At 72.9% G+C, this 21,680-nt stretch carries 19 protein-coding genes; 12 read left to right on the plus strand and 7 right to left on the minus strand.

Annotated elements, in window-relative coordinates; all coding sequences use genetic code 11:
* Positions 1-19: 19 nt before the first annotated feature.
* Complete coding sequence (locus tag F4556_RS06340; protein WP_184912346.1) at positions 20-286, minus strand: hypothetical protein; 267 nt, start codon at positions 284-286, stop codon at positions 20-22.
* Between the two features lie 653 nt (positions 287-939).
* On the opposite strand from F4556_RS06340, the gene F4556_RS06345 reads away from it, so the two are divergent.
* Positions 940-3,114, plus strand: a complete 2,175-nt coding sequence (locus tag F4556_RS06345) for a bifunctional glycosyltransferase/CDP-glycerol:glycerophosphate glycerophosphotransferase (RefSeq protein WP_184912347.1) — start codon at positions 940-942, stop codon at positions 3,112-3,114.
* 170 nt (positions 3,115-3,284) lie between these two features.
* A complete protein-coding gene (locus F4556_RS38975; protein ID WP_184912349.1) occupies positions 3,285-3,953 on the plus strand; it encodes a lysophospholipid acyltransferase family protein in 669 nt (222 codons plus the stop codon).
* Here F4556_RS38975 and F4556_RS06355 read toward each other — a convergent pair.
* Positions 3,926-5,761 (minus strand): ABC transporter ATP-binding protein, encoded by a 1,836-nt coding sequence (locus tag F4556_RS06355; RefSeq protein WP_313068184.1) that lies wholly within the window; start codon positions 5,759-5,761, stop codon positions 3,926-3,928. The genes F4556_RS38975 and F4556_RS06355 overlap by 28 nt on opposite strands.
* A 104-nt stretch (positions 5,762-5,865) precedes the next feature.
* On the minus strand, positions 5,866-6,633 hold the full coding sequence (locus tag F4556_RS06360) for an SDR family NAD(P)-dependent oxidoreductase (RefSeq protein ID WP_184912353.1): 768 nt from the start codon (positions 6,631-6,633) through the stop codon (positions 5,866-5,868).
* Positions 6,634-6,794: 161 nt separating this feature from the next.
* Between F4556_RS06360 and F4556_RS06365 the strand changes: the two genes are divergently transcribed.
* From F4556_RS06365 to F4556_RS06385, 5 genes are all read left to right on the plus strand, one after another.
* A complete protein-coding gene (locus F4556_RS06365; protein ID WP_184912355.1) occupies positions 6,795-6,980 on the plus strand; it encodes a hypothetical protein in 186 nt (61 codons plus the stop codon).
* Positions 6,981-7,119: 139 nt separating this feature from the next.
* Entirely contained in the window at positions 7,120-7,791 is a 672-nt protein-coding gene (locus tag F4556_RS06370; RefSeq protein ID WP_184912357.1) for a hypothetical protein, read from the plus strand.
* Positions 7,788-8,723 carry a DUF6895 family protein gene (locus tag F4556_RS06375; RefSeq protein ID WP_184912359.1) on the plus strand — a complete coding sequence of 312 codons (936 nt, stop codon included), beginning with the start codon at positions 7,788-7,790 and terminating at the stop codon, positions 8,721-8,723. The genes F4556_RS06370 and F4556_RS06375 overlap by 4 nt, the downstream gene beginning before the upstream one ends.
* Positions 8,720-9,682: a serine hydrolase domain-containing protein gene (locus tag F4556_RS06380; RefSeq protein WP_184912361.1), complete on the plus strand. Its 963-nt coding sequence runs from the start codon at positions 8,720-8,722 to the stop codon at positions 9,680-9,682. Before F4556_RS06375 ends, F4556_RS06380 begins: the two co-directional genes overlap by 4 nt.
* A 35-nt stretch (positions 9,683-9,717) precedes the next feature.
* Positions 9,718-11,937, plus strand: a complete 2,220-nt coding sequence (locus F4556_RS06385) for an NADP-dependent isocitrate dehydrogenase (RefSeq protein WP_184912363.1) — start codon at positions 9,718-9,720, stop codon at positions 11,935-11,937.
* A 76-nt stretch (positions 11,938-12,013) separates the two neighbouring features.
* Here F4556_RS06385 and F4556_RS06390 read toward each other — a convergent pair whose 3' ends face one another.
* Genes F4556_RS06390 through F4556_RS06400 form a run of 3 tightly spaced genes read right to left on the minus strand, consistent with a single transcriptional unit; the run spans position 12,014 to position 15,353 of the window.
* Positions 12,014-12,898, minus strand: a complete 885-nt coding sequence (locus F4556_RS06390) for an SDR family oxidoreductase (protein ID WP_184912365.1) — start codon at positions 12,896-12,898, stop codon at positions 12,014-12,016.
* Positions 12,895-13,824, minus strand: a complete 930-nt coding sequence (locus F4556_RS06395; protein WP_184912367.1) for an alpha/beta fold hydrolase — start codon at positions 13,822-13,824, stop codon at positions 12,895-12,897. The genes F4556_RS06390 and F4556_RS06395 overlap by 4 nt, the downstream gene beginning before the upstream one ends.
* Complete coding sequence (locus F4556_RS06400; protein ID WP_184912369.1) at positions 13,821-15,353, minus strand: flavin-containing monooxygenase; 1,533 nt, start codon at positions 15,351-15,353, stop codon at positions 13,821-13,823. The genes F4556_RS06395 and F4556_RS06400 overlap by 4 nt, the downstream gene beginning before the upstream one ends.
* A gap of 144 nt (positions 15,354-15,497) precedes the next feature.
* On the opposite strand from F4556_RS06400, the gene F4556_RS06405 reads away from it, so the two are divergent.
* Together F4556_RS06405 and F4556_RS06410 are read left to right on the plus strand one after the other, a co-directional pair.
* Positions 15,498-16,238 carry a MerR family transcriptional regulator gene (locus F4556_RS06405; RefSeq protein WP_313068185.1) on the plus strand — a complete coding sequence of 247 codons (741 nt, stop codon included), beginning with the start codon at positions 15,498-15,500 and terminating at the stop codon, positions 16,236-16,238.
* A gap of 297 nt (positions 16,239-16,535) precedes the next feature.
* Entirely contained in the window at positions 16,536-17,753 is a 1,218-nt protein-coding gene (locus tag F4556_RS06410; protein WP_184912372.1) for an MFS transporter, read from the plus strand.
* 7 nt (positions 17,754-17,760) lie between these two features.
* Here the strand turns inward: F4556_RS06410 and F4556_RS06415 are convergent, their stop codons facing one another.
* A complete protein-coding gene (locus F4556_RS06415) occupies positions 17,761-18,531 on the minus strand; it encodes a (2Fe-2S)-binding protein (RefSeq protein WP_184912374.1) in 771 nt (256 codons plus the stop codon).
* Positions 18,532-18,670: 139 nt separating this feature from the next.
* On the opposite strand from F4556_RS06415, the gene F4556_RS06420 reads away from it, so the two are divergent.
* From F4556_RS06420 to F4556_RS06430, 3 genes are read left to right on the plus strand one after another with little or no spacing between them, the layout of a single operon-like run.
* The gene (locus tag F4556_RS06420) at positions 18,671-19,690 is read left to right on the plus strand and encodes a FecCD family ABC transporter permease (protein ID WP_221503964.1); all 1,020 of its coding nucleotides are present in this window, start codon (positions 18,671-18,673) and stop codon (positions 19,688-19,690) included.
* Positions 19,687-20,742: a FecCD family ABC transporter permease gene (locus F4556_RS06425; protein ID WP_313068186.1), complete on the plus strand. Its 1,056-nt coding sequence runs from the start codon at positions 19,687-19,689 to the stop codon at positions 20,740-20,742. The genes F4556_RS06420 and F4556_RS06425 overlap by 4 nt, the downstream gene beginning before the upstream one ends.
* Positions 20,739-21,575 (plus strand): ABC transporter ATP-binding protein, encoded by an 837-nt coding sequence (locus F4556_RS06430; RefSeq protein ID WP_376775663.1) that lies wholly within the window; start codon positions 20,739-20,741, stop codon positions 21,573-21,575. Before F4556_RS06425 ends, F4556_RS06430 begins: the two co-directional genes overlap by 4 nt.
* Positions 21,576-21,680: the final 105 nt, after the last annotated feature.

Consider the following 21,680-nt stretch of genomic DNA (forward strand, 5'->3'; position numbering starts at 1 on the left):
GTCGCCCGGAGGCGGGGTGTCAGCCCCGACTGCCGAACAGGCTGCGCTTGAGCCGCCGGAGCGGCGCCAGCAGCATCACCCGGGTCGTCCGGCGCGGAGCGGCCAGGGTGCTCACCCCACGGGGTGTCAGTTCCCTTATCAGGCCGAGCGCTTCGGCGGTGTCGACCGCCGAGATGGCCGGCGCACCGAGCACCGAGAGATGGCGATCGAGCCGGCGGCCGGTCGAGCCGACGCCGCACTGGATCGCCGGCACTCGAGGCCGGGACCGCACTTGCATGTGTTCCATCAGTTTCCCACCCCTACGAGGCGCCAGGGCCGTGAGGCGAAGACTATCCGTGAGTGGTGGGCTTCGCGCAACCGTCCTGGTGTTCTGCCACCGTATCGTGCGAAGTGAACTGACGCTCCACCAGATCTCGGCGACCCCGGTCACGACTGCGCATCGGCCGGGTCCGTGGAATGGACCGCCTCGCAGTCGGCAGTCGGTCTGGAAAATTCAGAAAGTGAACACATCCAGGGGATTGACGAGGCCGAAACCTACAAGCAATATCTGTAGTAACGCCGAAAGGCGCCCCGGAGTCCGTCGAATACGTTCGACAGATGAAGGAACAACTGCTTCCGACACCAGGTGAGCCACTGTCCGGCCGTCTCGACGCTGCGGCGGCCCGGCTTCGAACTGGTGGACGGACCGGCGGTCGACCGCTGAGGGTCGGTCGGATCGCCAAAACCGGACTGCCGGTGCTCGCGCTCGCACGGCGCGGCACCGGCGGTCGCTTTTTCCGGCCTGCCCGGACCGGCTCGGCCCACCGGACCCGCCCCGGACCCGCCCCGGACCCCGCCCTGGCCGACCTGGACCGCAGCCCGCCGCGCCGGGCCCAGTAGAGTGGCGCCAGAACCGGGCGGCTGCCCCTCGCCCCGGCATCCCCAGCGGAGTGAACCAGCGTGAGCCCCCTCCTCAGCATCGTGCTGCCGGTCCACGGCGTTGAGCGTTACCTGCCGCGCTGCCTCGACTCGCTGGCCGGACCGCCCGACGGCAGCGTCGAGCTGATCGCGGTGGACGACCTCTCCCCCGACGGCTGCGGCGCGATCCTCGACGAGCAGGCCACCCGCGACCCGCGCCTGCGGGTGCTGCACCTGACGGAGAACCAGGGCCTCGGCGGCGCCCGCGAGGTCGGCCTGGCCCAGGCCACCGGCACGTACGTCTGGTTCGTCGACAGCGACGACTGGCTGCCCGAGGGCACCCTCGACGCCCTGCTGGCCGAGCTCCGCGCCGAGCAGGCCACCGAGCCGCCGGTGGACGTGCTGCTCACCGACTTCACCCACATCTACCCCGACGGCAGCACCGAGCCCAACCCCTGGCGGCACCTGCTGCGCGACTCCCCGCTGGTGGCCGGCTGCACCGCCGCCGACCACCCGGCGCTGTTCCAGAGCGTGATGTCGGTGTGGAACAAGGTCTTCCGCCGGCAGTTCCTGCTCGACCTCGACGTGGCCTTCGGCCGCGGCTACTACGAGGACATCTCGGTCACCTACCCCGCCCTGCTCACCGGGCGGCTGCGCTACCTCGACCGCTCCTGCTACAACTACCGCCGCGGGCGCCCCGGCGCGATCACCGCCACCGCCTCGCCCAAGCACGCGGACGCCTTCGCCCAGTACGACGCCATCTTCCGGGTGCTCGACCGCCCCTCGGCCGACCCGGGCCCGGCCCTGCGCCGCCTGGTCTTCGACCGGACGGTCCGTCAGGCGCTCACCGTGTACGACACCCCCGGCCTGGTGCCGGCCGACCTGCGGGCGGACTTCTTCGCCCGGATCGCCGACCACTTCGCCCGGCACCGCCCCGCCGACTACACCTTCCCCGGCGGCCTGCGCGGCGTCCAGTACCGGCTGGTCGCCCGGGGCGCCCGGATCGCGTACGGCGAGCTGCGCCGGGGCGGGCAGCTGCCGCGCGCGCTCAAGCGCCAGGCCGGGGCGGTCGCACCGGCGCTGCGCAAGGGCGTCCGCAGCGGGGCCCGGTTCACCGCGTACAACACCTTCCGGCGGCTACCGCTGGACGAGCACCTCGCGGTCTACGCGGCGTACTGGTACCGCGGCTTCGCCTGCAACCCGGCGGCGATCTACCGGAAGGCGCTCGAGCTGGCGCCCCAGGTGCGCGGGGTCTGGGTGGTGGAGACCAAGGCGCAGGCCGCCACGCTGCCCGCCGGGGTGCCGTACGTGCTGGTGAACACCCCGGCCTATCTGCGGCTGATGGCCACCGCCAAATATTTCGTCAACAATGTCAACTTCCCGCACACCATGGCCAAGCGGCCCGGCACCGTGCACGTGCAGACCCAGCACGGCACCCCGGTGAAGGCGATGGGCATGGACCTGAAGGACCATCCGGCCGCCGCCGACGGCATGGACTTCGACCGGCTGCTCGAGGCGGTCGGCCGCTGGGACTACCTGGTCTCCCCCAATCCGCACACCAGCGAGCACTTCACCCGGGCCTTCCCCGGCCGCTACGAGCTGCTGGAGACCGGCTACCCACGCAACGACCGGCTCGCCCTGGCCACCCCCGCCGAGGTGGCCGACGTCCGGTCCCGGCTCGGGCTGCCGGCCGGGCGGCGCACGGTGCTCTACGCGCCGACCCACCGGGAGGGGCAGGGCGGCTACGACCCGCTGCTCGACCTGCGCGAACTGGCCGAGAAGCTCGGCCCCGGCTACACGCTGCTGGTCCGCGCCCACTACTTCCACAGCGGCGGGGCGGGCGAACTGACGGCGGGTCCGCATGCGGCGGAGGTGGTCGACGTCTCCGCCCACCCCGTGGTCGAGGACCTCTACCTGGCGGCGGACGTGCTGGTCACGGACTACTCCTCGATGATGTTCGACTACGCGGTGCTGGACCGGCCGGTCGTCGTCTACGCCCCCGACTGGGAGCAGTACCGCCGGGTCCGCGGCGTCTACTTCGACCTGCTCGCCTTCCCGCCCGGCGCGGTCGCCACCGAACCCGGCGCACTCGTCGAGGCGCTGCTCGCCGGCGACCCGGCGCCGGACGCGCGGGCCGCCTTCCGGGAGCGGTTCTGCCCCTGGGACGACGGTGGGGCCGCGGAGCGCGTGGTCCGGCGGATCTTCCCGACGGAGTAGGCCGCCACGGTCAAGGGCTCGGGCACTGCCGGTGGCTGACGCCGCGTGACGAGGATCGCAGCCGTTCGCTGAGCGGAGTGGTGGACGGCGGGCGGGGGTGATGACGTAACCTGCGGTCTGGCCTTGCGCCGGTCTTCCGGCGCGGGGGTAGTGGCGGCCAGGGAGACTAGATGATCAACCTCATCACCAAGCTCGTGCTCAAGCCCGTGGCGAAGGCGATCTACCGCCCCGTCATCGAGGGGCTGGAGAACGTGCCGCGTGATGGCGGAGTGATCCTGGCGAGCAATCACCTGTCGTTCATCGACAGCGTGGTGATCCCGCTGACCGCGCCGCGCCGGGTGTTCTTCCTCGCCAAGGCCGAGTACTTCACCGGCACCGGCCTCAAGGGTGCGCTGTCCAGGGCGCTCTTCCAGGCGCTCAACGCCGTCCCGGTGGAGCGCGGCGAGATCAAGGCCGCCCAGGCGGCGCTGGACTCGGCGCTGGAGATCCTGCGCGAGGGCAAGGCGTTCGGCATCTACCCGGAGGGCACCCGTTCGCTGGACGGGCGGCTGTACCGGGGCAAGACCGGGGTGGCCTGGCTGGCGCTGACCGCCGGGGTGCCGGTGGTGCCGGTGGCGCTGGAGGGGCCGGCGGACATCCTGCCGGTCGGCAAGCGGATCCCCCGGCTGCGCAAGGTGACCGTCCGGTTCGGCGAGCCGCTGCACTTCGACGAGCTGCACGGCCAGGCCCGTTCGGCCCGGGCCCGGCGCGAGGTCACCGACCAGGTGATGGCGGCGATCCACGAGCTCTCCGGCCAGGAGCTGGCCGAGGTCTACAACGAGCGCCCGATGGCGGCCTGACCCTCACCTGGAGCTGACGGCAGCTCACGGCGCAGCAGCGCCGCGTACCGCCCGTTCCTGGCGAGCAGTTCCTCGTGGGTGCCGAGCTCGGCGATCTCGCCCGCGTCCAGCACGGCGATCTGGTCGGCCCGCCGGACGGTGGAGAGCCGGTGCGCGATGGTGATCGTGGTGCGGCCCGCCGAGAGGGCGTCGATGGCCTGCTGGACCGCTTGTTCGGTCTGGTTGTCGAGCGCGCTGGTGGCCTCGTCCAGGATCAGGATCGGCGGGTTGCGCAGCACCGTCCTGGCGATCGCGAGCCGCTGCTTCTCGCCGCCGGAGAACCGGTAGCCGCGCTCGCCGACCACGGTGTCGTAGCCCTCCGGGAGACCGGCGATCAGTTCGTGGATCTGGGCGGCCTTGGCGGCCCGGACCAGCTCCTCGTCGCTCGCGTCGGGCTTGGCGAAGCGCAGGTTGTCGGCGACCGAGGCGTGGAACAGGTAGGTCTCCTGGGAGACCACGCCGATCGCGTCGGCCAGGGTGTCGAAGCCGAGTTCGCGGACGTCGGTGCCGTCGATGGCGACCCGGCCGCCGGTCACGTCGTAGAGCCGGGGCACCAGGTAGCTGAGGGTGGTCTTGCCCGAGCCGGTCTCGCCGACCACGGCGAGCGAGCCGCCGGCCGGGAGCTTGAGGTCGATCCCGGTGAGGGTGGGGCGGTCCTGGTCGGCGTTGTAGCGGAACTCGACGTTCTCGAAGGTGACGTCCCCGCGGATCTTGGTCAGGCGGACCGGTGCGGCCGGTTCGGCGATCTCGACCGGGAGGTCGAGGTACTCGAAGATCCGCTGGAACAGCGCGAGCGAGGTCTGCACCTGGACGCCGGTGGAGAGCAGGCTGACGGTGGGTCGGAACAGGCCCTGCTGGAGCGAGACGAAGGCGACCAGGGTGCCGACCGAGACGATCGGGGCGCCGCCCGACATCGCCAGACCGGCGGCCCAGTAGATGACGGCGGGCATCGCGGCCATCACGATCCCGATGGTGGCCATCCGCCAGCGCCCGGCCATGCTGGCGCGGACCTCCAGCTCGGCCAGGTCGTCCGACTGCCGGTCGAACTCGTGCGAGAGCGAGCCCGAGCGGCCCATCGTGCGGCCGAGCAGGATGCCGCTGACGGACAGTGACTCCTGGACGGCGGAGCTCATCGCGGCGAGCTGCTTCTGCCGCTGGGTGGTGATCTTCTTGCGCTCGTTGCCGACCCGGCGGCTGATCCAGACGAACAGCGGGAGCAGCAGCAGCGAGACCACGGTGAGCCGCCAGTCCAGCGCGATCATGGCGACCACGGTGGCGATCACGCCGGTCAGGTTGGAGACCAGCGAGGTGGCGGTGGAGGTGACGGTGGACTGCATGCCGCCGATGTCGTTGGCGATCCTGGACTGCACCTCACCGGTGCGGGTCCGGGTGAAGAAGGCCAGCGACATCCGCTGCAGGTGCCGGTAGACCGAGGTGCGCAGGTCGTGCATGACGCGCTGGCCGACGGTGGTGGAGATCAGGGTCTGCAGCACGCCGAAGATGCTGTTCACCACGGCGGCCGCGATCATGCCGAGCGCGAGCAGGCTGAGCAGCCCGGTGCGGCCCTGCGGGATCGCGGTGTCCAGCACGGCGCGGAGCAGGAACGGGGTGATCACGCCGACCACGGCGGACGCCCCGACCAGCAGGCCGACCACGGCGAGCCGGGCCCGGTAGGGGCGGAACAGGGCGAGGATGCGGCGCCACTCGGCCGGTGGGCGCGGTTCGCCCTTGACCCGTGGTGGCGGTGTCCAGTTGATCTCGTCGCGCACAGGCGACCTCCCCGTGATGTCGGCACGCGGGCAGGAGTACCCCGCCCGCGTACCGAGCATAGCTCATAGTTAGACGGGCTAATAATGAGCTGAGGTCTCGAACCTTACTCGTACGTCCGCGCCGCCTTGGCGGAGACACCACCCAGCTTGCCGGACGGCAGCAGCCTGGCAACCGCCACGACGGCCTTGTAGCGCTTGCCGGGGATCGAGAGCGAGCGGCCCTTGGCCAGGTCGCGGAGCGCCTCGTCCACCACCCGCTCCGCCGACAGCCAGCCCCAGGCGGGCACGTTGGAGGTCCCCATCCCGGCCCGCTGGTGGAACTCCGTCCGGGTGAAGCCCGGCGCCAGCGCCATCAGGCGCACCCCCGTGCCACCCAGGTCGCGGGCCACCCCCTGGGTGAAGCTCACCACCCAGGCCTTGCTGGCGCCGTACGTGCCGCGCGGCAGGAAGGCCGCCACCGAGGCGACGTTCACGACGCCGCCGAAGCCGCGCTCGCGCATGCCCGGCAGGGCGGCCGTGGTGGTCCGCAGGATCGCCTCGACGTGCACCTTGAGCATGTCGAGCTCCTGGTCCAGCGGGACGGTCAGGAAGGAGCCCTTGTTGCCGAAGCCGGCGTTGTTGATCAGGATGTCGACCGGCCGGGCGCCGTCCCGCAGCCGCTCCTCGACGGCGCCGATCCCCGCGTCGGTGGCCAGGTCGGCGGGCAGCACCTCGACCTCGACGCCGTACTTCTTCGTCAGTTCGGCCGCCGTGTCGGCCAGCCGGTCGGCGTCGCGGGCGACCAGGACGAGGTCCCGGCCGTCCTTGGCGAGACGGCGGGCGAAGGCGGCGCCGATGCCGGCGGTCGCGCCGGTGATGAGAGCAGTCGTCATGGACCGACCGTACTCGTAGGTAATCACCCGTGCACCGGCGCGTCGCGGGCGATCTGACAGTTCGTTCGGCGAGCCCTCGACCTTTCGGACGATTCGTGCTCGTAGCTTTGGCCGTGCGGCGTCAACGCCGACGTCGCACCTGGACGACAAGGAGGTATCTGATGCCCACTCAGATCCACGCCCCGGTACGGCCGCAGGCCACTCCGGCCGAACGAGCCGTACTGGCCGGGCTGCTGACCGAGGGCGAGGCGGCGGTCAGCGCGGCACCGGTCCATCAGCCGGAAGCCATCGGACTGCTGCTGCTGCTCCTGCTGCTCTCGCCCAAGCCGCCGAAGGACCGGAGCTGACCGGAGGCGGCTCGATGTCCACGTCCCCCGACATCGTCCGCTAGCTCACGTCCGTCTCTCGTCCGGACCGGGTTGCCCGGCCCGGTCCGGACGAGCGGCGTCCGTCCAACGGCCCGCCAGCACAGGAGACTTCACCGCCATGCCGGTCACCGACAGCTCGCTGCGCGACGAGTACGCCGCCGCGGTCGAGCGGGTGGCGGGCCGCGCCCTCGACGCCCTCACCGGCGGCGGGCGCGCGGTCGCGCTCACCGACCCCACCAGCACCGCCGAGCTCGCCGCGCTCCGGGTGCTCGGACCCGACCTGTTCGCCGCCCAACTCCTCACCGGGGCACCGCTGGAGAGCGTCACCACCGCCTCGCTGGCCGCCGCCCTGCTGGCCTTCCCGCCCGACCCGGCCGAGCCGGTCGGACAGGACGCGCTGGTGGTGGCCTGGCTGGACCACGTGTCCGGCTTCCTGGCCGGCCGGGCCGCACCGCAGCCCGCGCAGCCCCCCGACCCGGAGCACTGGCAGCGCTGGTCGGTACGGATGGCCCAACTCGCCCCGCTGGCCCTGCCCGGACTCGACGGACCGGTCCACCGCGCCGTCCGCCACCGGCCACTGGCGCTCGCCCGGGGCGCCACCCGGGCGATGCTCCGCCGGGACCACCGGACGGCGCTGCGGCTGACCCGCTGGCTGGCCTGGCTCGGCACGCCCGTCCCACTGGAACTTCCGCCGCTGCTCGATCGACTCCGCCTGGTCGGCGACGGATCCCGCCGGACGGAACTCGAACTCGCCATCACCGGGCTCCTGTTGACGGAGGGCCTGCGATGACGCCCGACACCCGCCTGCTCGGCACCGCCCAGCGGCTCGGCTCGAACGCGCTGCACTGGCTGCACCGCGCCCACCAGGCCGGCCACGGCAGCCTGCCGCCGGACACCACCATCGACCTCTCCGACCCGGACACCGCCTACAAGCCGCTCGGCGAATCCGCGCTGGCCGCCTCGCTGGTCCTGCGGGACGGCGTGGCGGGTGCCCGCGACCTGGCGGCGGCGGGCGAGCTGATCGAGTTCTGCTGGCACCAGCTGCAGAGCGGGAACCTGCTCTACGAACGGCAGTTGCGCTTCCCCAACCTGACCGACCCGCTGGAGACGTACGCCTCCTTCGCCCGGTCCGGCTACCGGCACCGGCAGCTGGACGAGCTGCTCGGCTCGCTCACCCGGCTCCGGGCCACCCACGCCGCCGAGCTGGTGCCCAACCGACGGCTGGCCGTCGCCAACGCCCGCCGGGTGATCGGCCTGGACCACCGGCCGGACTGGGCCGCGCTGGCCGCCGCGACCTGGCTCGGCGCCACCCCCGAGCCCTGGGCGATCGACTGGAGCACCGGCTACGACCTCACCCACACCGTCTTCCACCTCACCGACTGGGGCGCCAGGCCGGACGGCCTGCCGGCCCCGCTCCGTTCCTACCTGCGGGACTGGCTGCCGGTCTGGGCCGACATCTGGCTGGAGGTCGGCCAGTGGGACCTGGTCGGCGAGCTGCTGATCGTCGACTCCTGCACCGGCGAGCCGGTCTGCGGCCTCGACCCCTGGGAACGGCTGGCCAGCGCCCAGCACCCCGACGGACTGACCCCCCGGGACACCGAGCCGGTCGACCAGGACCCGGCGCGGGCCTTCAAGGACCACGAGCACACGGCGGTGGTCGCGGCGATCGCCGGGACGGTCACCCTGGCCCGGGCCCTCGGCGCCCCGCCGGTGGCTGCGTGACGCTCAGCGGCGGCGGTGCGGCGCTCGCCGCACTGGTCGCCGCCGTGCCGGGCGCGACCGCCGTCACACTGGTCACCGTCTCCGGCGAGGGCAGTGAAGTGCGGTGCCACGGACGGGAGTTCGCGGGCGGCCCGGAGACCACCGCGGACACCGGCTACGAACTCGGCTCGGTCACCAAGACCTTCACCGCGCTGCTGCTCGCCGAACTGGCCGATCGGGGCGCGGTCACCCTGGACGATCCGCTCTCCGCCCACCTGCCCGGCACCGCCGACTGCACCCTGCACCAACTGGCCACCCACACCGCCGGGTTGCCCCGACTGCCACCCGGCCTGCTCCGCTCGGCCCTCCCGCAGTGGTACCGCAACCCGTACGCCGCCTTCGACGACGACCGGCTGCTGGCCGCCCCGGTCAGGCCCCGGTCGCCCGGCCGGGTCCGCTACTCCAACTTCGGGGTGGCCCTGCTCGGCCGCGCACTGGCCGAGCGCACCGGGACGCCGTACCCGGAGCTGCTCGCCGAGCTGGTCTGCGCACCGCTCGGGCTGACCGCGACCGACTGCGCCGAGCAGGCCCCGGGCCGGGCGCTCGGCCACCGGCGGGGCCGCCCGCTGCCGCCCTGGCGGATCCCCGGCCTGCCCGCGGCCGGCGCGCTCCGCTCCACCGGCCGGGACCTGCTCCGCTACCTGACCGCCCACCTCGACCCGGCCACCCCGGCCCTGCGGACGGTCCGCCTCCCGCTGGCCTGGAGCCTGCGCCGCACCACCTACTTCCACTCCGGCGGCACCCGGGGCTGCACCGCCTTCGTCGGCTTCGACCCCGAACGCGGCACCGCACTGGCCGCCCTCGCCAACACCGGACCGTTCCTCGGCAGCCGCTTCGTCCAGACGGCGTACGACACCCTGCCGGCCCTCACTCCGAGGAGGGGGTTGGTGTCGAGCAGGGGCGAAGACGAGATATCTTGATATCAAGACGTTAGTAGACATGGAGCGGAGCACCGGTGACTGACTCGACCATCATCTATACGCACACCGACGAGGCCCCGGCACTGGCGACGTATTCGCTCCTGCCGGTGATCCAGGCCTACGCCTCGACTGCGGGCGTCAGTGTGGAGACGCGCGACATCTCCCTGGCCGGGCGCATCATCGCGAGCTTCCCCGAGTTCCTCGAGGAGGGTCAGCGGATCGCCGACGCCCTCGCCGAGCTCGGTGAGCTCGCCAAGACCCCGGGCGCCAACATCATCAAGCTGCCGAACGTCTCGGCCTCGATCCCGCAGCTGAAGGCTGCCGTGGCCGAGCTGCAGGCGCAGGGCTACGCGCTGCCGGACTACCCGGACGACCCGAAGACGGACCAGGACCGCGACGTCCGCGCCCGGTACGACAAGATCAAGGGCAGTGCCGTCAACCCGGTGCTCCGCGAGGGCAACTCCGACCGCCGCGCCCCCGCCTCGGTGAAGAACTACGCCAAGACCCACCCGCACCGGATGGGTGCCTGGTCGGCCGACTCCAGGACCAACGTCGCCACCATGGGCGCGAACGACTTCCGCTCCACCGAGAAGTCCGCCGTGGTCACCGAGGCCGGTGCGCTCCGGATCGAGCACGTCGCCGCCGACGGCACCACCACCGTGCTGCGCGAGTCGGTGCCGGTGCTCGCGGGCGAGGTCGTGGACGCCTCGGTCATGCGCGCCGCCGCGCTGAACGAGTTCCTGGCCGCCCAGGTCGCCAAGGCCAAGGCCGAGGGCGTGCTGTTCTCGGTGCACCTCAAGGCCACCATGATGAAGGTCTCCGACCCGATCATCTTCGGCCACGTGGTCCGCGCTTTCTTCCCGAAGACCTTCGCCGCCTACGGCGAGGTGCTGGCCGCCGCCGGTCTGAGCCCGAACAACGGCCTCGGCGGCATCCTCGACGGCCTGGCCGCGCTCCCCCAGGGAGCGGAGATCAAGGCCTCGTTCGACGCCGAGCTGGCCGACGGCCCGGCGCTCGCGATGGTCGACTCGGACAAGGGCATCACCAACCTGCACGTGCCGAGCGACGTGATCGTCGACGCCTCGATGCCGGCCATGATCCGCACCTCCGGCCACATGTGGGGCCCGGACGGCGCCGAGGCCGACACCCTGGCCGTGCTGCCGGACAGCAGCTACTCCGGTGTCTACCAGGCCGTCCTCGACGACTGCCGCGCCCACGGCGCCTTCGACCCGTCGACCATGGGCTCGGTCCCGAACGTCGGTCTGATGGCGCAGGCGGCCGAGGAGTACGGCAGCCACGACAAGACCTTCGAGATCGCCGCCGCCGGCACCGTCCGCCTGGTCGACGCCAGTGGCGAGGTCGTGCTGGAGCAGGCCGTGGAGGCCGGGGACATCTTCCGTTCCTGCCAGACCAAGGACCTGCCGATCCAGGACTGGGTCAAGCTGGCCGTCACCCGGGCCCGCGCCACCGGCAACCCGGCCGTGTTCTGGCTGGACGCCACCCGCGCCCACGACGCGGTGCTGATCGAGAAGGTCAAGCAGTACCTGCCGGAGCACGACACCGAGGGTCTGCAGATCGAGATCCTCGCCCCGGTCGAGGCCACGGCGTTCTCGCTGGAGCGGATCCGCCGCGGCGAGGACACCATCTCGGTGACCGGCAACGTGCTGCGCGACTACCTGACCGACCTGTTCCCGATCCTGGAGCTGGGCACCAGCGCCAAGATGCTCTCGGTCGTGCCGCTGATGAACGGTGGCGGTCTGTTCGAGACCGGCGCGGGCGGCTCCGCCCCGAAGCACGTCCAGCAGCTGGTCAAGGAGAACTACCTGCGCTGGGACAGCCTGGGCGAGTTCTTCGCGCTGGCCGCGAGCTTCGAGCACCTGGCCCAGACCACCGGCAACGCGAGCGCCCAGGTGCTCGCCGACACCCTGGACCGGGCCACCGGCACCTTCCTCAACGAGGACAAGTCGCCGAGCCGCCGCCTCGGTGGCATCGACAACCGTGGCAGCCACTTCTACCTGGCCCTGTACTGGGCCCAGGAGCTGGCCGCCCAGACCGTCGACGCCGAGCTGGCCGGGGCGTTCGCGGGCCTGGCCAAGACCCTGGCCGAGCAGGAGCAGACCATCGTGGCCGAGCTGATCGCCGTGCAGGGTTCGCCCGCCGACATCGGTGGCTACTACCAGCCCGACGCCGCCAAGGCCGCCGCCATCATGCGGCCGTCGGCGACCCTCAACGAGGCGCTGGCGACCCTCGCCTGACGGTTCCTCAGCTCCGACTCCGAAGCCCCGGCGGGTGGTTCACCCGCCGGGGCTTCGGTGCGTCAACCGTCAGCCGTCAGGACGTGGCGCGAGCCGTCGTGTCGGCCTCGCCGCCCGCGCCGACCGGGCGCAGCCGGGAGCCCGCGGTGGCCTTCAACTGCGGTGCCAGCTTGGCCACGTCGCGCGCTCCGACGGTCGCGATCAGGCTCGGCAGCAGCCAGCGGACCGGCTGCATGCCGCGCAGCCAGGGCTGGGCGTAGACGTGGGCGGACCGGCGGGCGATGCCCGCGACCAGCCGGTCGACGGCGGGCGGCAGCGGGTAGGTCTTGTTCGCGGGCCAGGGCAGCCGGGCCCGCATCTGCCGCAGCACGGCGTCCTGGTCGGCGCCGCGCACCATGTCGGTGTCGGTCCAACTCAGGTACCCCACCCCGACCTTGACCCCCTGGTGGGCCACCTCGGCGCGGAGCGAGTGGGCGAAGGCCTCGACCCCGGCCTTGCTCGCGCAGTACGCGGCCATCAGCGGGGCGGGGGTGAGCGCGGCCAGCGAGGCGATCTGCAGCAGGTAGCCCCGGCTCTCGGTGAGCGCGGGCAGGAAGGCCCGGGCGGTGGCGACGCTGCCGAGCAGGTTGACCTGGATCACCCGGTCGAAGGCGTCCGGGTCGCTGTCCAGCAGCGGCCCGCCGAGGGCGATCCCGGCGTTGGCGATCACGGTGTCGATCCTGCCGTACCGGTCCTGGATCGCCCGCGCGACGACGCGCAGCGCCGCCAGGTCGGTGACGTCGGCCTCCCAGGACGTGGCCTCCGGACCGCACTGGGCGGCGACCTCCTTCAGTTCGGCCGGCTCCAGGCCGACCAGCGCGACCCGGGCGCCGCGCTGGGCGAGCTTACGGGCCGTCAGGGCGCCGACGCCCCGGGCGGCTCCGGTGACGACGACGACCTGACCGGCCAGCTGCGGGCTCATTCGGCCACCTTCCGAGTCGTGAGCAGGTACGAGTCGACGAGTCGGCGGATCTCGCCCGCCACCTCGGCGGGGCGCTCGACCGGGGACATGTGGCCGACGCCGGGCAGTTCGAGCAGGCCCTCGGGTGCGGGCAGTGCGGCGAGCATCCGGTGCGAGTGCACCGGCGGGGTCAGCCGGTCGTGGGTGCCGACCACCACGGCGGTGGGGGCGGCCAGCTTGGCCAGCCGGTCGTACAGGTCGAGGGTGCCGAGCACCCGGGACCACCCGTACCGCACCCCGGCGGGGCAGGCGTGCACGATCCGGACGTTGGCCTCCACCCGGTCGGCGGGGGTGGCCGGGCCCATGGTGGCGTACTTGAGGGCGGCCCGGGTGACCGGGGTGACCGGGCCGAGCGGCAGCCTGGACTGGAGCAACTGCCGCCCGAGGAACCGGCGCAGGCCACCGCGGACGGCGGCGGGCAGCACGTTCAGCTCGGCCAGCAGGTCGCCGGGTCCGGTGCTGACCAGGACCGTGGCGGCGGTCCGGTCGGCCACCTCGGCCCGGTCGGCGGCGGCCATGATGGTCATACCGCCCATGCTGTGCCCGGCCAGCACGGCCCGGGCGCCGGCCGGGACGACGTGGCCGAGCACCGCCTCCAGGTCGTCGGCCAGCTTCACCGTGGAGTACCCGGCCGGGGTGGCCGGTATGTCGCTGCGGCCGTGGCCGCGCTGATCGTACGCCACCACCCGGTGGTCGGGCAGGAGTTGGTGGATGACGGGGGCCCAGAACCGGGTGGAGCAGGTCCAGCCGTGGGCGAGCACCACCAGCGGCGCGCCCTCGGGGCCGTACGCGGCGGCGTGGATCCAGTGGCCGTCGGCCGAGCGGATCCGGTACTCCTGCTCGGCGGCGGGCAGGACACAGTCGGCGGGCAGGGTGGCCGTGCTCATACCAGCGCCTCCTCGGCGACGGGGGCGGTCTGGCGGATGACCTCGTACTCGGCCAGGTCGAGCTTGCGGGTGGCGCGGCGGAAGCTGCTGGTGGAGGCGGGCCAGAGCACGGTGTTCTTGCCACCCTCGTCCTGGTACCAGCTCCGGCAGCCGCCGGTGGACCAGACGGTGCGGCTCATCTTGTGCTGGAGTTCGAGATTCCACTGCCGCTGGGCCCGGGCGGTGGGCTGCAGGGCGGCCCCGCCGAGCGCCGACAGGGTGGTCAACGCGTCGATCAGGTAGTTCAGTTGGGACTCGATCATCAGGATCATCGAGCTGTTGCCGAGCCCGGTGTTCGGGCCGATCACGAAGAACAGGTTCGGGAAGCCGCGCACGGTGGAGCCGCGCAGCGCCTCCATGCCGTCCTTCCACTCCTCGGCCAGGCTGACCCCGTCGATGCCGAACACCCGGTGCGCGATCGGCATGTCGGTGACGTGGAAGCCGGTGCCGAAGACGATCGCGTCCACCTCGTGCTCGCTGCCGTCGGCGGCCACCAGGGTGGAGCCGCGCAGCTCGGCCAGTCCGGCGGAGACCACCTCGGCGTTGGCGGCGGCCAGCGCCGGGTAGTAGGTGTTGCTGAGCAGGATGCGCTTGCAGCCGATCCGGTAGTCCGGGGTCAGCCGGGCCCGCAACTCCGGGTCGGCGACGCCCTTGTGGATGTTGTGGACGGCCAGCTGCTCGACCAGCTTGAGGGTGCCGGGGCGCCGGACGAAGGCGTCCACCTGCACCTCGCGGAGCGCGAACAGGGCGGCCCGGCGGAGCGCGCCGGTGGGCGGCAGCTTGGCGTGCAGCCACTTCTCGGCGGCCGAGATCTCCCGGTCGCGGCGCGGCAGCACCCAGGCGGGGGTGCGCTGGAAGACCGTCAGCTTGCCGACCTTCGGCTGGATCTGCGGGATGATCTGGGCCGCCGAGGCGCCGGTGCCGACCACCGCGACCCGCTTGCCGGTCAGGTCGTAGTCGTGGTCCCAGCGCGAGGAGTGGAAGACCTTGCCGGGGAACTCGGCCAGTCCGGGCAGCTCGGGGATCTGCGGGTCGGCCAGCGGCCCGGAGGCGGAGACGACGGCGTCGGCGGTCCAGGTGCCGGCGGCGGTGGTGATCCGCCAGCGGGTCTGCTCCTGCTCCCAGCGCAGCTCGGTGACCTCGGCGTTGAACCGCAGGTGCGGCCGGAGCCCGAAGGTGTCGGTGACCCGCTCCAGGTAGGCCCGGATGTCCGGCTGGCCGGAGAAGCTGCGCGGCCAGTCCGGGTTGGGCGCGAAGGAGAAGGAGTAGAGGTGCGAGGGGACGTCGCAGGCGCAGCCCGGGTAGCTGTTGTCCCGCCAGGTCCCGCCGACCGAGTCGGCCCGCTCCAGGATCACGAAGTCGGTGATCCCGGCCCGGCGCAGCCGGACCCCGGCGCCGAGGCCGCCGAATCCGGATCCGACCACGGCGACCCGGACGTGCGGGGTCTGCTCGGTCGGGCGCTGCTTGGTGCGCTTGGGGCTGGCTGCCATGCGTCGGCCTCCTGGGGCTGGTCCCTGTCCATTAGAACCGCGCCAGTGATTGCTGGCACGATTGGCAGGGTAGCTCCTACTGACACCGAGTGGAAGAAGCCCGACCGAGCCGGTTCTTCGGCCCTCCGCCCTATGCTGGGCGCCGTGGAGATCGAGGAGCACCGGGAGTACCGGGTCGAGGAGCTGGCCGAGGCGGCCGGGATCAGTACCCGGACGCTGCGCTTCTACCGCGAGCGCAAGCTGCTCCAGCCGCCCCGCCGGGAGGGCCGGATCGCCTGGTACGGGGAGCGGCACCTGACCCGGCTGCGGATGATCGGCGAGCTGCTGGAGCGCGGGCACACCCTGGGCGGCATCACCGAGCTGATCGGCGCCGGCGAGAACGGGCAGGACGTGGCCGGGCTGATCGGCCTGAAGGCCGCCATCACCGCCCCCTGGTCGGACGAGACCCCGGTGCACCTGAGCTGGGCCGAACTGGAGACCGCCTTCGGCGACCAGCTCACCGACCGCAACACCGCCGAGTCGATCGACCAGGGCTACATCACGGTCGAGGAGGACGGCATCACCCACGTCAGCCGCCGGCTGATGGACGCCACCACCGCCCTGGTGGCCGAGGGCATCCCGCTCGGCGCGGTGCTGTCCGCCAGCCGCAAGGCGCAGGAGTACGCGGACTCGGTCGCCGAGGTCTTCACCTCGCTGATCCGCGATCAGCTGCTCGGCGCGCTGGAGCGGGCCGAGGAACTGACGCCGAGTGAGGCCGCCCGGCTGACCGAGCAGGTGCACCGACTCAGGCCGCTGGCCCGGACGGTGGCCGACGCACAGTTCACGCTGGCGATGGACCGGCGGGTGGCCGCCGAGTACCGGGCCGTCCTGGAACAGCACCTCTGATCCCTTGCACTCCCTCAGATGTCAGGTTAGCCTTACCTAAGTCGAAGCGTGAGGGGTCTCGTCTCGGCACCGCACCACCCGCCGCGCCCTCCTGATGACGGTCCATCAGGAGGGCGCGGCGCATTGGGCGGTCCTACAGGTGTCGCACCGTGACCGCGCCGCCACCCTGGGCGAAGCCACCCTTCCGGCGGGCGCCGCGCACACCGTACGGTCATGATTCACCCGCGGGATGATCACCTGTCAGGGCCGGTGGACGGGAGGCGGGCGCCCCGAGCCCGGCCCGTACGGGAGACCGCCATGGCCGTGTTCGCCGCCTTCGGGACCGCCGCCCGACTGACCGGCGGCCGGGTGCTGCTCTGGTCCGCGCTCGGGCGGCTGCCCAACGCGATGTGCCCGATCGGGGCACTGCTGCTGGTCACCCACAACTCCGGCAGCGTCTGGCGCGGTTCGGCCGCCACCGGGCTGCTGGCGATCGGTCAGGCGGTCGGCGGCCCACTGGTCGGACGGCTCGCCGACCGGCACGGGCAGCGGCGGATCGGCCTGCTGACCGCCGCCGTCAACACGGTGGCCATCCTGGCCCTGGTGGCCGCCTCGGAGGCCGGGCGTCCGCTGCCCGAGCAGCTGGCTGCGGCCGGCCTGATCGGCCTGTCCGTCCCGCTGGTCGGGCCGCTCTCCCGCAGCCGGTGGGTCCGACTCGCGGGCGGCGACGCCGAGTTGACCTCCGCCACGCTCTCGCTGGACGGCACCGTCGACGAGATCTCGTTCACCGCGGGCCCGGCCGTGATCGGCCTGCTGGCCGCCCTGGTGGACCCGGCCGCCGGGCTGCTGCTGGGCGCCGGGCTGGTCGCGGTCTGCGCCACGCTGTTCGCACTGCACCCGACCGCCGCCCCGGGCAATCCCGTCCAACAGCGCGGTGCTGGAAGGCTGTTGACCACCCCGTACCTGTTGCTGCTGGCCGGGATGGCGCTGCTCGGCACCTGCTTCGGCTCGGTCCAGGTCGGGGTGACCGCGACCACCGAGGCGCTCGGGCAGCCGGGCGCGGCGGGGCTGATCTACGGACTGATGGGCGGCACCAGCGCGCTGGCCGGGCTGGCCACCGTCGCGCTGCCGGCCCGCTGGGACCTACCGCTGCGGCTGCGGGTGGGCACCGGGCTGCTGCTAGCGGTCTCGCTGCCGCTGCTCGCGGTCGGCAGCGTCGGCGGCCTGGCGCTGGCCATCGGCGGCCTCGGGCTGGCGGTCGCACCGCAGATGATCACGATGTTCGGACTGGTCGAACGGACCGTCCCGGCCGCCCGGTTGGGCGAGGCGATGGCCGCCCTGGTCTCCAGCATCACGCTGGCCCAAGCGGGCGGCACCCTGCTGGCGGGCCTGCTGGCCGAGCGGCACGGCACCACCGCGCCGTTCTGGATCACCTGCACGGCCGCACTGGCCGCGCTCACCCTGGCCGGGACCACCGCCACCTCCCGACGCTACCGGCGGACGGCCGGGGTGCTCGAGTCGGCGCCCGCGAGCTGACCGGCCGTCAGGCCTCCAGCTTGCGGACCCGGTCGGCGTCGCAAGTGCGCGGGCAGGTGACGCAGGCCTCCGGCGGCTTGACCGCGTAGTACAGGCAGCAGCCGAGCCTGGTCCTGGTCAGATGGCTGCGGCCCTCGGTGCCGGCCAGCCGGCGGAAGTCGGCGGCGCCGGGGAACGGGGCGGTGTCACCCGGAAGGACGGCTTCGGCCACCCGGACGGCGTACTCCTCCTCGCCGCGCATCCGGCCGAGATACCAGATCCCGGAGACCAGATCGTCCGTCACCATGCCCCAGAGCGCCCGGGGTCCGCGCTTCACGATTGGCTGAAACGCACTCAGCACCGGCTCGACGTGGGCCGCCACGGCCGCCCGCAGTCCGGCCTCGTCGGCCGGGGCCGAGCCGCCGGGGCGGACCAGTAGATCGCCGGTGGCGGTCTCGATCCAGATGTCCTCGGGCCCGAGCACCGGCAGCTCGCCGGTCAGGTACCAGGGGCCGCCGAACAGCAGCCCCGCCGACCACAGATAGTGGTGCAGCAGCCGGGAGGCCGCCACGTGGGTGCGCGGCGCGGCGCCGTGCTCGGCCTCGATCCTGGCGGCCTCGGCGGCCACCAGCGCGTCCACACCCGAGGTCAGTTCGGTGAGCCGCAGCCAGCCCTGACCGGGCGTCGGCCCGCTCTGCGACGGGCTCAGCAGGGAGACGCGGAGCGTGCCGCAGGTGCTGATCACCGACCGATACGTTTCGGCCAACCGCTCGTCCGGCGAGACCATGACGGCCGTCATCCGGGACACCCCGCATCTCTAGATCGATTAAGGTGAGGCTCACCTTATAGCCAGCTGGGAAATTTTCGCTCGCCATGGAGCGCGACTTGAGAACTTAGGGAAACCTAACCTAAACTCCAGCCTCGTGCTTACCACCGAACTGCCGGAGTCCACAGCCCCGGCGCGGCGGACCACGGCGACGCTCAGACAGCCCTTGCTGCTGCTCGCCGGGCTCGCGGCGCTCGCGCTGTGCGTCGCGCTCAGCCTGGCGCTGGGAACGCGGCCGATTCCGTTGGCCACCGTTCTTGACGCCCTCTCAGGGCGGCTGACCGGCGGGGACGCCGATGTCGTGACGGGCCTTCGGGTCCCGCGCACGATCATCGGGGTGACCGTCGGCGCCGCCCTCGGGGTGGCCGGAGCGGTCGCCCAGGGCGTGACCCGCAACCCGCTCGCCGCGCCCACCACGCTGGGCATCAACGCCGGCGCCAGCCTCGCGGTGGTGGTGGCTATCTTCACCTTCGGTCTCACCCACCCGCTGCAGTACGTCTGGTTCGCCGTGGCGGGCGCCGCGGCCGCCGCCGTCTTGGCGTACGCGATGGCCCGCCGTTCGGGCGACCTCGACCCGGTCCGGCTCGCGCTCGGCGGCACCGTACTGACCGCCGTGCTGACCTCCTGGACCTCCGCGGTGATGCTGGCCAGCCACCGCACGCTGGACGAGGTCCGGTTCTGGCTGGCCGGCTCGATCGGCACCCGCAGCCTCGAAGTCCTCACCCCCGTCCTGCCGTTGATCCTGGTCGGCCTGCTGATCGCGCTGCTGGTCTCCCCCGCGCTGAACGCGCTGGCGCTCGGCGACGAGACCGCCCAGGCGCTCGGCGTGCCGGTGGCCCGGATCCGGCTGGTCGGCGGGCTCGCGGTGGTGCTGCTGGCCGCCGGTGCGGTCGCGGTGGCCGGGCCGATCGCCTTCGTCGGGCTGGCCGCCCCGCACCTGGTCCGCCCGCTGCTCGGCAACGACCACCGCTGGCTGATCCCGGGCTGCCTGCTCGGCGGCGCGGTGCTGCTGCTGGCCGCCGACGTGCTCGGGCGGCTGGTGGTCCGGCCTTCCGAGATCGAGGTCGGCATCGTCACCGCCTTCCTCGGCGCCCCGATGCTCGCCCTGCTGGCCCGGAAGGCCGCCCGGTGACCGCCGTCCTGCCGGTCACCGGCCTCCGTCCCAGGGCCGGTGCGATCGCCCGGCAGCGCCGCCGTTCGCTGCTGCTCGGCCTCGGTCTGACCCTCGCTCTGGTGCTGCTCACCGGACTCGCCCTGAGCACCGGTCAGCTCAAACTGCCGCTGCTGGACGCGCTGCGCGCGCTGGTCGGCCTCGGCGATCCGGGCAACGTCCTGGTGGTGCAGGAGTTCCGCGCGCCCCGGGTGGTCTCGGCGCTGATCGCCGGGGCCGGGCTCGCGGTGGCCGGCACCCTGCTCCAGCGGCTGTTCCGCAACCCGCTGGCCTCCCCCGACGTGGTCGGGGTGACCGGCGGCGCCTCGTTCGGCGCGGTGCTGATGCTGGCGCTCGGCGCGAGCCAGGCGTTCATCCCGCTGGCCGCGCTCGGCGGCGGGACGCTGGCCGCGGTGCTGCTGGGCGCCTTCGCCTGGCGCTCCCGGATGGCCGTCAACCGGCTGGTGCTGGTCGGCCTGGCCGTGCAGTCCGGACTGGCGGCGGCGGTCAACCTGATGATCGTCCGGTTCCCGGCCGAACTCGCCGCCTCCGCGCTCCAGTGGACCACCGGCTCGCTCTACGGCCGGAGTTGGGACGAGGTCAGGATCGGCGGCACCGCCATCCTGCTGACCTCGCTGCTGGTCTTCCTGCTGTACCGCCGGGTCGCGGTGCTGGACCTCGGCGACGACTCGGCGGGTGGTCTCGGCCTCGACCCGAACCGCTCCAGGCTCGGCCTGCTGCTGCTCGCCGTGGTACTGGCCTCGATGGCCGCCGCGCTGTGCGGCCCGGTCGCCTTCGTCGCGCTGGCCGTACCGCACCTGGTCCGGCTGCTGGCCGGACCGCCCACCCCGGCCACCCTCGCGCTGACCGCGCTCACCGGCGCCCTGCTGCTGCTCGGCTCCGACTACGCCGTACTGAACCTGCTGCCGATCCACGGCCTGCCGGTGGGCGCCGTCACCGCCACCCTGGGCGCGCCCTGGCTGCTCGTGCTGATGATCCGCCAGGGGCGGCCGCCCCAGAGGAGAGAGTCGTGACCATCACCGATCACCCCACCACCGGGCAGCTGACCGGCAATCAGCTCACCGCCACCGGCCTGGACCTGCGCTACGGCGACCGCACCATCGTGGCCGGCCTCGACCTGACCCTGCCGGGCGGCTCGGTGACCGCGATCGTCGGCCCGAACGCCTGCGGCAAGTCCACCCTGCTGCGCGGCCTGACCCGGCTGCTCGCCCCGGCCGCCGGCACCGTCACCCTGGACGGCTCCGACATCCACCGGATGTCCGCCCGGGCGCTGGCCAAGCGGCTCGGCCTGCTGCCGCAGCAGCCGGTCACGCCGGAGGCGATCACCGTCGAGTCGCTGGTCCGGCTCGGCCGCTACCCGCACCAGCGGATGCTCAGCCCCTGGTCGGCCGCCGACCAGGCCGCCGTGGAGGAGGCGCTGACCCGCACCGGCACCGCCGAACTGCGCGACCGGCCGGTCGACCAGCTCTCCGGCGGCCAGCGCCAACGCGCCTGGATAGCCCTGGCGCTGGCGCAGGACACCGAGCTGCTGCTGCTGGACGAGCCGACCACCTTCCTCGACCTGCGGCACCAGCTGGAGGTGCTCGACCTGGTCGCGGACCTGCACGACCAGGCCGGGCGCACCGTGGTGATGGTGCTGCACGACCTGGGCCAGGCCGCCCGGTACGCGGACCACCTGGTGGTGCTCGACGGCGGAAAGCTGGCCGCCGCCGGGCCGCCCGCCGAGGTGCTCACCGCCGAACTGGTGGAGGCCGTCTTCCAGGTCCCCTGTCAGGTGGTCCCCGACCCCGAGACCGGCACGCCGCTGGTCGTCCCCCGGGCCAGGAGCCGCCGGGCCCGCGCCTGACCTTCCCTCCCTCCCTCCCTCCCTCCCTCCCTCACGATCTTCCGGCCCGGGCGCCCGTCCCGCCGCCGGTCGCCCCAACCTGCCTGCACACACCACACAGCAAGG

The organism is Kitasatospora gansuensis (genome assembly GCF_014203705.1).
Taxonomy (GTDB): domain Bacteria; phylum Actinomycetota; class Actinomycetes; order Streptomycetales; family Streptomycetaceae; genus Kitasatospora; species Kitasatospora gansuensis.